Here is a 13,335-nt window from a genome sequence, read left to right as displayed (position 1 = left end):
TATATGTCTTAACGGACATCCTACAAACGACAGGATAGAAGGAGGTTAATTATGTCTATTTACTTAAGAAATGTTGATTTTGAAGAATTGAACCATCATTTTGACAGTATAAGATGCCGCGAAGGTGATAAGATTGATGCAGCGCTGCTAGTTTACAGAATAAAAAATGAAAACAGTGATGAACATGCATATGCCGTTGGTCGTACTAAGTTTTCGATCGAAGATATGGCCGAAATTGTTGGTGTTTTGGTTAATGCGTTAAACAGCGAAGTTGCGGTGAAAACGGAAATGGAAGGATGGACTCCTGGAATGAAAATCGGACAAATTTATGAATACTCCCCCGAATTACCGCCTTCGTAAGATAATATTATAGTTAGAGCTATTATCTTTTCTTCATCATAACTAGGATTCTTGACTAAATTGAGAGAATAGTATGCTAAAAAGGGACTAGGAGCGATTAATGTGTATAGTTTTCCTTTAGCAGAAAGTGAACAAATCTTAAACAAAGATTTTGCTAATTTATATTGTGATGGCGATGCTTTTAATGGGGCTTTATATTTAACAAATGAAAGAATTGTTTTTGTAGGGTATCTTCTTGATATTAATAACAAATATATTGAGGAGATACCATTGGTACATATCAAGGAGATAAAAAAGGATAAGACGTTCTTTGTTATCCCTAATTGTTTACTGGTTGAGACTATAAAAGAGCGCAATTTGAAGTTTATTATTAGTAAGAGAGATAAGTGGTACTCTAAGATTTTAGAAGAAATCAACAAACTATAGAATGCTAGCATCTGTTGTCAACAATTACATTAGATACGTTTTGAAAAACAAGCCATATGCGATTAGTTTTGCTAACGCATATGGCTTGTTTTTCTTGCAGTAATTGTTTTGTATGCAATCAAGATGTAAAACATATAATAGACCTAGAAGGGAGTGAGGCTCGTGAAACTACTTTCTGTTGGTTTAAATGATACAACAGACGATGTGCGGACAAGGTTGCAAAATGATTGTATATCATTAAATAAAGAAGGCTTCCGAATTGCACTAGATGAAATTATTAAAGGGGATTATAGATTCATTGGCTGCAACGTTATAGAAGGCGAACTATCTTTTCGGAACTATGAACGTATAAAAAACTTACTTAAAAACCAGGTTGCTAATATTTTAGCCGAATTGATAGTAATGCATGAAGAAAAGAAAATAATTAAAAGGATTATTGAGCAAAATTATTATTATTTTAGCCAGTTGGAGCGAGATGAAATTTATTGCAATGCTATAAAACTGCTTAAATGTACAGATATAATCGACCCTGCTTTCAGCTATAATGCACGTCGTGATAATGTAGCATCCAAGATTCTTGAGTATCTTGATAACCACCACGAGCTCGTAGTTGAAGGCTTTATAAACTTTAGGCTGAAAGATTATCGTGAAAAGCTTGTAGATTTAGTTGATAAAGCAGTGGATGATTTCATGATGGAGATGGAGTATAAAGAATTTATCGGCGTACTTAGATATTTTGTAGATGTTCAAGAGACTCGAACTGAAGAAGTACACGTAGTAATTGATAATAGTGGTACTTATAAAGTATTAGATAACCAAGGTAAAGCAATAAGCAGCCAATATCTTGAAAACTGCACAATAAGCAGTTTTTCTGACATAAACTATGAAGATCTACTAATTACAGCATTAATAACGATAGCTCCATATAGTATAATATTACACAATGACAATTTTAATGGTATCTCTAATGTAGTGGAAACTATTAACAATGTTTTTGAGGGGCGTGTAATAACTTGCAACGGATGTGAGTTCTGTTTAAAGAGTGTTGAATCTTGACAGTTCGAATGGATAAATATATAATTAATAAAAAATTAATTATTTAAAAAGTAATGCAGAGGACACGATAATAGATTTTAAAGCGTTACAGAGAGAAAATGCCACAGGCTGCAAGCATTTTACGCGTAAGCTATTATTACCACCTCTAAACTGCGCGGCTGAAATATAGTAAGCCTAGCCGGGGTAGTTCCCGTTATAAAAATTAAGATGGACTTTATTAAAGTCAATCAGGGTGGAACCGCGGGTAGAACTCTCGTCCCTATTTGGGAATGAGAGTTTTTTTATTTATTGTCAGGAGGTTATATAAGTGGAAAAACTAAAAATTACACTTAAAGATGGGGCAATCCGTGAAGTTGATCATGGTATTACTTTGGCCGAATTTGCACAGTCATTAAGTCGCAGTTTAGCTAAAAGTGCTTTAGCTGCAAAGTTTGATGGCAGGCCGGTGGATTTGAATTATAAATTGGAGCGCGATGGCAGTGTAGAATTCATAACTTTCGAAGATGGCGAAGGAAAAGAAGTTTTGCGTCATAGTGCTTCGCACATTCTTGCTCAAGCCGTTAAGCGTTTGTATAGTGATGTGAAACTAGCTATCGGACCATCTATAACAAATGGTTTTTATTACGATTTCGATACTCCTCAGCCATTTAGCCCAGAGGATTTAGCAAAGATTCAGACTGAAATGGAGAAGATTGTACAAGAAAATCTTCCTATCGAACGTGTTGAGTTATCGCGAGAACAAGCATTAAGAATGTTTGAAGAACAAGGTGAGACTTATAAAATAGAGTTGATTAAGGACTTGCCTGAAGATGTTACAATTTCGTTATATAAGCAAGGCGAATTCAGCGATTTATGCGCTGGTCCCCATGCTCCGTCAACGGGCCGCGTAAAAGCTGTCAAACTCCAAAGTATTGCAGGTGCTTATTGGCGTGGTGATGAAAAACGCAAAATGCTTCAGCGTATATATGGAACTGCGTTTGAGAAAAAAGCTGAACTTGACGCATATTTGTTAATGTTAGAAGAGGCGGCTAAGCGTGATCACCGCAAGTTGGGTCGTGAATTAGATCTATTCAGTATTCAAGAAGAAGGTCCCGGGTTTCCGTTTTTTCATCCCAAAGGAATGATAATTCGCAACGAACTGGAAAACTTCTGGCGCAAACTTCATGTTAAGTATGGCTATCAGGAAATTAAAACACCTATTATTCTAAATCAAAAATTATGGCAGATGTCTGGTCACTGGGATCATTACCGTGAAAACATGTATTTCACCAACATCGATGAAGAAGGTTATGCAGTAAAGCCGATGAACTGTCCAGGTGGTATTCTAATATATAAAACTCAGCACCACAGTTATCGTGATTTGCCTCTGCGCACTGCCGAAATGGGCTTAGTACATCGCCACGAGCTTTCTGGTGCGTTACATGGACTAATGAGAGTACGTAGCTTTACTCAGGATGATGCCCATATCTTTATGCTCCCATCGCAAATTAAGTCTGAAATTAATGGTGTAATCGATTTGTTTGATACTGTGTATCGTACTTTTGGGTTAAGTTATCATGCTGAATTGAGCACTAAACCGGAAAAAGCCATGGGATCTGATGAAGTTTGGGAAACTGCAACAAACGCTCTTCGTGAATCACTCGAGGAACGTGGAATGAATTATAAGGTTAATGAAGGCGATGGTGCTTTCTATGGCCCTAAAATTGACTTTCATCTGAAAGATTCTATAGGTCGTACTTGGCAATGCGGTACAATTCAGTTGGATATGATGCTACCAGAAAAATTTGACTTGAATTATATTGGGGAGGATGGACAGAAACATCGTCCGGTAATGATTCATCGGGTTGTTTATGGAAGTCTTGAGCGCTTTATTGGAATCTTAATCGAACATTATGCAGGAGCGTTCCCAGTATGGTTGGCACCTGTCCAGGTTAAAATATTGCCAATCACCGATCGACATGTAGAATATGCCAATAAGCTGGCAGCTGTTATGCGTGATAAAGATATTCGAGTTACAGTTGATGATCGTAATGAGAAAATCGGCTATAAAATACGTGAGGGTCAGCTAGAAAAAACACCGTATATTTTAGTTGTAGGTGATAAGGAAGCTGAGACCTATAGCGTCGCAGTACGAAAACGCGGTGAAGGTGATATTGGCGCTCAGGCAGTAGATCAATTTATTTCGGATATTTTGGTAAAAATTGCGGAAAAATCCTAAACGGTGCTTGACTTTATTGGAATAGGATGCTAATATTACAAGGTAACATTAATGATTAAGTAGAAGCCATCCGCTTCTCACCTTGCAGCGCTGAAGTTGGTAAGGTTGATATTGCCATAGTTTTATTTTACTATTGGTGCGGGTGGCTTATGTCCACCCGCTTTTATTATTTTTATCTCGAAAATTTCAGGAGGTGAATCTCAATTAGTAAAGAAACTTTAAAGATCAATGAGGAAATTCGCGCAAGAGAGGTTCGTGTAACAAGTTCAACCGGTGAGCAGTTGGGGATCATGTTATCAAGGGATGCACTACGGTTAGCTGCAGAGCAGCAACTGGATTTAGTTGAAGTAGCTCCTATGGCTAAGCCACCCGTTTGCCGTATTATGGACTATGGAAAATTTAAATTCGAACAGCAAAAGCGCGATAAAGAGGCGAAGAAAAAGCAAAAAGTTGTTACTGTAAAGGAAGTAAAACTTCGTCCAAATATTGAAGATCACGATTTTAACGTCAAGCTAAAGAATGCTCTTAGGTTTATCGAAGATGGCGATAAAGTTAAAGTAACTATTATGTTCCGCGGACGGGAACTTTCCCATCCAGAACTAGGTAGACAAGTTCTAGTTAAAATGGCAGCTGAACTTAAAGATTTGGTAACAATTGAGCGTGAACCTAAGCTTGAAGGTAAAAATATGATAATGATTCTATCACCGAAGCCGCATAACTAAAGGAGGAACAACCATGCCTAAAATGAAAACTCGTAAAGCCGCCGCTAAACGTTTTAAAGCAACCGGTACAGGCGAATTTAAACGTTCAAAAGCATTTAAAAGTCATATTCTTGAGAAAAAATCACCATCCCGTAAACGTAATCTGCGTAAGGCTAGCCTTGTGAGCAAGTCCGATCACGAGCGCGTAGCTAGAATGCTTCCTTACGCCTAAGAACAATACTTATTAAATAGGAGGTAACGAACATGCCAAGAGTTAAAAAAGGCGTGACTGCACATAGACGTCATAAAAAGATTTTAAAGTTAGCTAAAGGTTACAGAGGTGCAAGAAGCAAGCAGTTCAAAAAAGCTAATGAAGTAGTAATGAAAGCTCTTTACTATGCTCGTCGTGACCGTCGTGCTAAAAAAGGCGAATTCCGCAAATTATGGATTGCTCGTATTAATGCGGCAGCCCGCATCAATGGTATTTCTTATAGCCAATTAATCAACGGCTTAAAGAAAGCTGGCGTAGAAGTAAACCGTAAAATGCTTGCTGATTTAGCTATTAGCGATAGTGCAGCATTTGGCCAACTTGTTGCTACTGCAAAAGAACAACTCTAATATTATGAAAAAATGGATTTCGGTAAAATTGCCGAAATCCTTTTTTGTTGCTTTGGTTCATAAAATTTTCACTATTGTGAAAATTAAGTCACTATTTTGCAGGTTTTTTTTGGAAGTTTTAGAATAATATATATCAAACGGATCAAACTATAGACCAAATTGAACCCAAAGGAGGAGTTTCCCTTGGCCTTGGTAAATATGCGAGAAATACTTCAGGATGCACGGAAAAGGAAATACGCGGTTGGAGGCTTTAACGTATTTAATCTCGAGACGCTTGGCGCTGTTGTAGAGGTGGCAGAAGAGCTTAAAACTCCCCTAGTTATTGGAATTCCTGAACGTTTATTTCGGTTTGTAGATGTAGATACATTGAGTGCGGCGATGGTACGTAGTGCTCAAAAATCTACAGTTCCTATCGCGTTACATCTGGACCATGGATATACCTATGATGGAATAATGAAAGCTATTAACTGGGGATTTACCTCAGTTATGTTTGATGGGTCGAGTTTGTCTTTTGGTGAAAATTTGAATAAGACTAAAGAAATTTGTCGAATAGCCCATTCTCTCGGTATAACAGTCGAAGGAGAATTGGGCTATATTGGTAGTTGCGGCCAAATTGATACAATAACAGATGCAAATATGGTGAGTCCGGATATGGCATCTGAGTTTGTAGATAAAACAAAGGTTGATGCTCTAGCTGTAGCAATAGGGAATAATCATGGATCTTATAGAGGAAGCCCAAGACTGAATTTTTCTCGGTTGAGTGAGCTAAACAACACAATAGATATACCTCTTGTCATGCATGGCGGCTCCAAACTAGCTAATGAAGATTATCGCAATTCCATAAGCTCAGGAATATCGAAAGTAAATATTGCTACAGATATGTCACTAGCAGCGGCTGAAAGGCTAAGATCAGAATTAACCAAAACCCCAACCTCAAACTACATTCACCTAATGTCAGTTGTTAAGCGGGGCGTTAAAGACTCAGTACGTAATTACATGCTGAATTTTGGCTGTATCTCCAAAGCTGTAGCAATATAATATAATTCAATAAAAAAACATCTGTCTTAGACGGGTGTTTTTTTATTGAATTATTTGGCAAAATAAAGGTTAATAGTAGACTAAGGATATTTGTACCATTATAATAGTCATGTTAAATATATTGTTGGAGTGTATATATTGAAAACAGAATCGAATTTGTCTAATATGATGGATCTTAGTAGTTGGCGTCTGACGCCCTACCAAATTCTAGCTTTGGGATTTGCCGGAATTATACTAGTTGGGTCTTTATTACTGATGACTCCAGCTGCATCTGCTACAGGGGAAACGCTTGATTTTATCGATGCTTTATTTACTGCAACATCTGCAGTTTGCGTTACAGGTTTGGTTGTAGTGGATACAGGAACATATTTTTCACAATTTGGCCAATTAGTTATAATTCTTCTGATTCAAGTTGGTGGATTGGGCATCATGACTATGGCAACTCTAATGGCATTACTAATGCGGAAAAAAATTCAATTGCGAGAACGTTTAGTGATGCAGGAAGCCCTAAATCAATTGACCGTTGCCGGGATTGTAAGATTAACTAAGTATGTAATCCAAGCTTCTTTAGTTATTGAATTTATCGGAGGCACTATTTTAGCCTTCAAATGGTATCTAGACTATGGACTAAAAGGCATATACTTTGGATATTGGCATGCAGTATCTGCGTTCTGTAATGCTGGTTTTGATTTATTTGGGGAGTACCGGAGTTTAACTGGCTACGTTGATGACATTACGATTAATGTTACGGTAGGTATATTGATAATCCTCGGCGGTATTGGATTTGCAGTAGTAGCTGATATTTGGGAAAACAGAAAATTTAACGCTTTCTCCCTTCATACTAAAGTAGTATTAGTTACGTCTATGTTTCTAATTGTTTTTGGGACTATTGTTATATTTGTGCTAGAGTATAACAACTCTGCAACAATGGGTGATTTGAGCTTAAAGGGTAAAATTCTGGCAAGTTTTTTCCAGTCAGTATCTACTCGTACGGCAGGGTATAATACAGTAAATATTCCTGATCTACGAGTTGCGACTTTGTTTTTTGTTATTATTTTAATGTTTATCGGGGCATCACCAGCATCTACGGGCGGTGGAGTAAAAACGACTACTTTTGCAGTACTTACTTCAGCTATTTGGTCTCTTATCAGAGGCAAAAACGATGCTGAACTATTTCAACGCCGGATTTCACAAGAAATAATTTATAAATCTTTTTCTGTAGTATTTATAGCTGCAGCCTTGGTGATATTTATCGCTATGATGTTGAGTATTAGTGAAAACTTCCCATTTATGAGTATTCTTTTTGAAGTGGTTTCAGCGTTTGGTACTGTAGGATTATCGACAGGAATTACACCTTCGCTTACTGAAGTAGGTAAACTGTGGATTATTTTAACAATGTTTGCTGGACGAGTCGGACCGGTTACGCTAGCCTTAGCTTTGGCTTTAAAAAATAAGAAACAAGCTATTCAATACCCAGTAGGTAAAATTACTATAGGTTAGGGAGTGCGAAAATGAAGAAAAAGCAATTTGCTATTATCGGGTTAGGTCGCTTTGGTACCAGCATGGCTAGTGCCTTACATAAAATGGGCTATGATGTTTTAGCTATTGATAAAGATGGGCAGAGGGTTCAGGAAGTTAGCGATGAGGTAACTCACGTGGTACAAGCTGATACCACGGATGAGGATGCTCTTTTGGCATTAGGTATTCGTAATTTTGACGTAGTTGTTGTTGCAATAGGAGAAGATATTCAGTCTAATGTTTTAACTACGCTTCAGCTAAAAGAAATTGGTGTAAAGTATATTGTTGCGAAGGCGCGCAATCCACTTCATGGCAAAATGCTGCAAAAAATTGGTGCTGATAGGGTTGTTTATCCAGAGCGCGATATGGCCCAGCGTGTCGCACATAACCTAATATCAACGAATGTTTTAGATTATATAGAGCTATCTCCGAAATTTAGTATAGCGGAGATTAATGCGCCCAAAATCTTAGTAGGGAAAAGTTTGGTTGGATCTAATATTCGTGCGAAATATGGGATAAATGTTGTTGCAATCAAAAGAGGCGAAGATTTAATTGTTCCTCCGTTACCGACTGAGAATTTCCTCGATAAGGATATTCTCGTTGTAGTGGGTACAAATGAAGGTGTACAGCGATTGGAGGAACTTGAGTGAGTGAACTTGTAACAAGTCTCCAAAATACAACGGTTAAATTAGTTGTATCTTTAAAGCAGAAAAAAAAACGAGATGAGATGGGGTTATTTACAGCTGAAGGAGTCAGGCTAATTGAAGAAGCGGTGTCTTCAGATTGGATCATTGAGACATGCTTATATACAGAGCATTCGTTAAATAATGACAGAGTTAAAGGGATTATTAATTCGCTTGAAGATAAGGCTTGCAAAATGATTAAAGTATCAGAAAGTGTCTTTGATAAGATTTCTGATACGGAGCAACCTCAAGGGATTATGATTATAATAAAAAAAAGAAGCTATACATTAAATCATATGCTTGCTTCGGACAACCCGCTGATTGTAGTTTTAGATTCATTACAGGACCCTGGAAATTTAGGAACAGTGATTCGTACTGCCGATGCAGCGGGAGCTACAAGTGTAGTATTAACTAAAGGATGCACTGATGTTTATGCTAGTAAGGCTGTACGAGCAACTATGGGCTCACTGTTTCATCTACCAGTTGTTTCAGGAGTTAACCAGGATGATTTAATCAGTTTTGTGTCTGATAACTCTATTAATTTAACAGCGACATCATTAAGTTCTTCCAGTGTTTACTTTGAAGCTGATTTTAGTAAACCAGTTGCGATAGTTTTCGGCAACGAAGGCCGAGGAGTAAGTGATAGGCTATTAGATGCATCCAATAATAAGGTTTTTATACCAATTTTTGGAGCAGCTGAATCGTTGAATGTAGCCGCTTCAGCCGCAGTTATTCTATATGAGGCTGTTAGGCAGCGGTGTTAGCACTTTCTTGTATTTTACATTTTGATATGTTATAATGACGCTAGCAATGACCCTTTTAATTCCAAGAATAAGCTGGGAGGATGTGGTCATATGGTGACCGCCGAATTCATTTGGAGAGTATTTGAGGCCACTGGTTCTATTGCTGCATATTTATTGTATAAGAAGTTAATGTTACAATAATGCCAATTGCGATGACGGAGAGAGTACGTTAGAAGCTGTTTTCACAGGGAGGATATCGCCGTAGATTGAGAGCGATTCTAAAAACGCCTAGCAGAAGTTCACTCCAGAGTTTCCTGCTGAAGAGTTATTTTGTGTAGGCTGGACGTTATTCCGCGTTAAGGAAGCTGAGTATCAATCAGGGTGGTACCGCGGAAGTAAACTTTCGCCCCTACAGGGGCGAAAGTTTTTTTATATCTAATTTTAACATTGGAGGTATGTATGGAACAGCAATTAAAAGAGCTTAGGCAGCATGCTGCAGAGGAATTATTACATGTTGCAACTGTTGACAAGCTTAATGAATTAAGAGTCAAATACCTGGGAAAAAAAGGTAGTCTAACTAGCGTTCTGAGAGGATTAGGTTCCTTAACTCCGGAAGAAAGACCAAGAGTAGGACAAGTTGTAAACGAAATTAGAACAGAGTTAGAACAGCTAATAGACTTGAAAAACAATGAACTGAAACAAGCTGAACTTTCGCTACGTTTGGCTTCAGAAAAAATTGATGTTACATTGCCAGGAAGAAAAGAGAATTTAGGACATAAACATCCACTTACTATAACACTTGACCGAATTAAGTCGATATTTATGCAGTTAGGCTTTGAAATAGCGGAAGGGCCTGAAGTAGAGAAAGATTACTATAATTTTGAAGCTCTCAATTTGCCAAAGGACCATCCAGCCCGTGACATGCAAGATTCGTTTTATATTACCGATGAAATTCTTCTACGTACCCACACTTCACCAGTGCAAGTACGCACAATGCAAAATGCAAAGCCTAATCAGCCTATTAGAATAATTGCGCCCGGCAAAGTTTATCGGAGGGATTATGATGCTACGCATTCTCCGATGTTCCATCAAGTAGAGGGGCTCGTAATTGGCAAAGGAATAAGCTTCGCTGATCTTAAGGGCACATTAGAATTGTTTATACATCAAATGTTTGGTGACAATGTCGGCGTTCGTTTCCGTCCAAGCTTTTTTCCATTTACTGAGCCAAGTGCTGAGGTAGATATATCATGTGTAATGTGCAGCGGCAAAGGCTGCCGGGTATGTAAAGGTACTGGCTGGCTTGAAATACTAGGTTCAGGTATGGTACATCCTCGTGTTCTGGAAATGAGTAATTATGACCCGAGCCAAGTGAGCGGATTTGCTTTTGGAATGGGTGTAGAACGGATTGCAATGCTAATTTATGGCATTGATGACTTGCGATTGTTTTATGATAATGATTTACGCTTTTTACGGCAATTTTAAGAATAATTACCACGAAGGGGGAAGAATATGCGTGCATCAATAAAATGGCTCAAAGATTATGTGGACTTCAAAGAAACACCTGAAAAGCTTGCAGAAATGCTAACAATGGCTGGTGTCCCTGTTGAGGGAATAGAATATTTAGGTAATGGCATTGAAAAGGTTGTTACAGGTAAAATTACAGAGATTGAATGTCATCCTAATGCTGATAGACTGTCCGTTTGTAAACTGGATATTGGCAATGAAACACTGACTATAGTAACTGGGGCTACAAACGTTGAAGTGGGACAAATTGTTCCTGTTGCGTTAGTCGGAGCTAAGCTGCCTAACGGTATGAAGATTGAGCAAAGTAAGTTGCGCGGAGTTATGTCGAGCGGCATGTTATGTTCTGCTGCTGAATTAAATCTTGATTCTAAAATGCTATCGGCCGAAGAAAAAGAAGGCATTTTGATTTTAGCTAAAGAGACTCCTATTGGGGTAGACATAAAAGAAGTATTAGGTCTGGATGATGTTGTTCTTGAATTTGAGCTCACTGCCAATAGAGCTGATTGTTTTAGTGTCTTGGGTTTAGCTCGTGAAGTATCTGTATTAACAGGAAATCCACTAAAAAAACCAATGCTAAACCTAAAAGAAAATTGCGATGAAAAAGCGGCAGGTATGATTCAGATCAAAATAGCAGATCCTTCGCTTTGTTCTCGCTTTGCAGGAAGAATATTAAAGAATATTAAAGTTGGCCCGTCTCCTGCGTGGCTGAAACATCGCATACAAGCTGCTGGTATGCGAGCAATAAATAATGTTGTCGATGTAACAAACTTTGTTATGCTAGAGTTAGGCCAGCCGATGCATGCCTATGACTATAATTTGTTGTCCCGTCACAGCATTGTTGTACGTAAAGCACAACCTGGCGAACGTATTACAACATTAGATGGAGTAAAGCGCGAATTATCACCAGATATGCTTGTAATTGCTGACGCTGTACAAGCAGTTGGCGTAGCAGGTGTTATGGGAGGATTGGCTACTGAAGTTACAGATAATACACAAAATGTCATGTTGGAAGCAGCGTCATTTAATAATGTTAGCATTAGGCGTACGGCTAGAGCTTTAGGATTGCGCTCAGAGGCTTCAGGTCGTTTTGAACGAGGCGTTGATACAGCTAATATTACTCGGGCTCTTGATAGAGCAGCAAAATTACTTGAAGAGATGGGTGCGTGTAAGGTTTGTCCTGACATTGTTGATGTATATCCTGGCTTCTCTTTACCGAATCAAGTAAGTTTTACTCCGGAAGAAATTAACACACATTTAGGAACTAATGTTCCGGTAAGCACGATGGTAGATATATTAAAAAGGCTTGAATTTGAAGTAGATACAACTGGTGCTAAAATCGTCGTAACCGTGCCAACGTGGCGTGGCGATGTAACTGGCCCTGCTGATATAGCTGAAGAAATTGCGCGTATTTACGGCTTTAACAACATCCCATCTACTACTCCCGCAGGAAACATGATGAGCGGCGGACAAAGCTATGTTCAGACTATTGTAGACCGAATAAAAAATATATTAACAAGTTCGGGGCTGGATGAGGTAATATCATTTAGTTTTACACATCCACAAACTATTGAGAAATTAAATACGCCAGAACAAGGTATTGAAAGAACATCTGTTCCTGTTATGAATCCAATAACTGATGATTTCCCAATTCTCCGCACAACTCTGTTAGGTGGTATTTTAGAGGTTGTTGCTCGTAATCTATCACGGAAAAACGAAGATATAAAAATTTATGAATTGGGTTCAGTCTATTTACCAGAAAAACTGCCGATAGAAACATTGCCTAGTGAGCCACTCATGTTATGCGGTGCATTAACTGGTAAGCGCAATGAAATTGCGTGGAATCAGGCGAAAGAAAATATTGATTTTTATGATGCCAAAGGTGTAGTAGAAACATTATTACTTGCACTTGGTATTTCCAATTACGATGTTAATCCAAGTCAGCATCATTCGCTTCATCCAGGAAAAACTGCCTCATTTAATGTCAATGGTGAATTACTAGGTTATGTTGGGGAAGTACATCCAGAGGTTTTAGAAGCATTTGATCTTAGTAGAAAAGTCTACGTTTTTGAGTTAAATGTTGAGACTTTAGTTAAGTATGCAGCATTAATTACTAATTACCAATACTTACCTAAATATCCGGCAATTACACGTGATTTAGCTATTGTCTTACCTGAGGATATAACTTCCAGCCAGGTAAATATTGCTATAAAGGAAAGCGCTGGTCCTTTGTTAACTGAAGTGCGCTTGTTTGATGTCTATACTGGTGAACAAGTTCCAGCTGGTTCGAAAAGTTTAGCCTTTTCGTTAACCTTCCAGTCACAAGATAAGACATTAACTGATAATGAGGTTGATGGACACTACAAGAACACTGTTGTACACCTAGAAAGTACTTTAGCGGCTAAACTACGTAGTTAATCAAAAAAATGTCCGTTTATGTTGCACAGGGGGCT

General features: G+C 38.2%; 14 protein-coding genes and 2 other annotated features. All 14 genes read left to right on the top strand.

The annotated features are described in order from the left end of the window. The first annotated feature begins 51 nt into the window (after positions 1-51). The 14 genes from V6C17_RS13030 to pheT all read left to right on the top strand — a co-directional run bounded on the left by V6C17_RS13030 (position 52) and on the right by pheT (position 13,300). Positions 52-360: a hypothetical protein gene (locus tag V6C17_RS13030; RefSeq protein ID WP_333523008.1), complete on the top strand. Its 309-nt coding sequence runs from the start codon at positions 52-54 to the stop codon at positions 358-360. Positions 361-462: 102 nt separating this feature from the next. Beyond that, positions 463-786: a GRAM domain-containing protein gene (locus V6C17_RS13025; protein ID WP_333523007.1), complete on the top strand. Its 324-nt coding sequence runs from the start codon at positions 463-465 to the stop codon at positions 784-786. A 162-nt stretch (positions 787-948) separates the two neighbouring features. Beyond that, positions 949-1,842, top strand: a complete 894-nt coding sequence (ytxC, locus tag V6C17_RS13020; RefSeq protein WP_333523006.1) for a putative sporulation protein YtxC — start codon at positions 949-951, stop codon at positions 1,840-1,842. Positions 1,843-1,886: 44 nt separating this feature from the next. Next, positions 1,887-2,106, top strand: a binding site (T-box leader). A 43-nt stretch (positions 2,107-2,149) separates the two neighbouring features. Beyond that, positions 2,150-4,060: a threonine--tRNA ligase gene (gene thrS, locus V6C17_RS13015; protein WP_333523005.1), complete on the top strand. Its 1,911-nt coding sequence runs from the start codon at positions 2,150-2,152 to the stop codon at positions 4,058-4,060. Positions 4,061-4,111: 51 nt separating this feature from the next. Then, positions 4,112-4,235, top strand: a sequence feature (ribosomal protein L20 leader region). 22 nt (positions 4,236-4,257) lie between these two features. Next, a complete protein-coding gene (infC, locus tag V6C17_RS13010) occupies positions 4,258-4,782 on the top strand; it encodes a translation initiation factor IF-3 (RefSeq protein ID WP_333523022.1) in 525 nt (174 codons plus the stop codon). 13 nt (positions 4,783-4,795) lie between these two features. Further along, positions 4,796-4,993 carry a 50S ribosomal protein L35 gene (gene rpmI / locus V6C17_RS13005; protein ID WP_333523004.1) on the top strand — a complete coding sequence of 66 codons (198 nt, stop codon included), beginning with the start codon at positions 4,796-4,798 and terminating at the stop codon, positions 4,991-4,993. Positions 4,994-5,025: 32 nt separating this feature from the next. Then, complete coding sequence (rplT, locus tag V6C17_RS13000) at positions 5,026-5,379, top strand: 50S ribosomal protein L20 (protein ID WP_333523003.1); 354 nt, start codon at positions 5,026-5,028, stop codon at positions 5,377-5,379. 183 nt (positions 5,380-5,562) lie between these two features. Continuing rightward, entirely contained in the window at positions 5,563-6,417 is an 855-nt protein-coding gene (locus V6C17_RS12995; protein WP_333523002.1) for a class II fructose-bisphosphate aldolase, read from the top strand. Positions 6,418-6,546: 129 nt separating this feature from the next. Continuing rightward, complete coding sequence (locus V6C17_RS12990) at positions 6,547-7,917, top strand: TrkH family potassium uptake protein (protein ID WP_442891498.1); 1,371 nt, start codon at positions 6,547-6,549, stop codon at positions 7,915-7,917. A gap of 11 nt (positions 7,918-7,928) precedes the next feature. Beyond that, positions 7,929-8,585, top strand: coding sequence for a potassium channel family protein (locus V6C17_RS12985; protein ID WP_333523001.1), 657 nt, complete (start codon positions 7,929-7,931; stop codon positions 8,583-8,585). Further along, positions 8,582-9,382 carry a TrmH family RNA methyltransferase gene (locus V6C17_RS12980; protein ID WP_333523000.1) on the top strand — a complete coding sequence of 267 codons (801 nt, stop codon included), beginning with the start codon at positions 8,582-8,584 and terminating at the stop codon, positions 9,380-9,382. Before V6C17_RS12985 ends, V6C17_RS12980 begins: the two co-directional genes overlap by 4 nt. A 90-nt stretch (positions 9,383-9,472) precedes the next feature. Then, entirely contained in the window at positions 9,473-9,562 is a 90-nt protein-coding gene (locus tag V6C17_RS15990) for a YqzL family protein (RefSeq protein ID WP_442891497.1), read from the top strand. 258 nt (positions 9,563-9,820) lie between these two features. Further along, positions 9,821-10,843 carry a phenylalanine--tRNA ligase subunit alpha gene (gene pheS / locus V6C17_RS12975; protein ID WP_333522999.1) on the top strand — a complete coding sequence of 341 codons (1,023 nt, stop codon included), beginning with the start codon at positions 9,821-9,823 and terminating at the stop codon, positions 10,841-10,843. Positions 10,844-10,870: 27 nt separating this feature from the next. Beyond that, positions 10,871-13,300 carry a phenylalanine--tRNA ligase subunit beta gene (gene pheT, locus V6C17_RS12970; RefSeq protein ID WP_333522998.1) on the top strand — a complete coding sequence of 810 codons (2,430 nt, stop codon included), beginning with the start codon at positions 10,871-10,873 and terminating at the stop codon, positions 13,298-13,300. Positions 13,301-13,335: the final 35 nt, after the last annotated feature.

The organism is Dendrosporobacter sp. 1207_IL3150 (assembly GCF_036763085.1).
Lineage (GTDB): Bacteria > Bacillota > Negativicutes > DSM-1736 > Dendrosporobacteraceae > JBAIYU01.
Note: the sequence above shows the minus strand (reverse complement) of the source record. Positions and strands in the feature narration are given on the sequence as shown.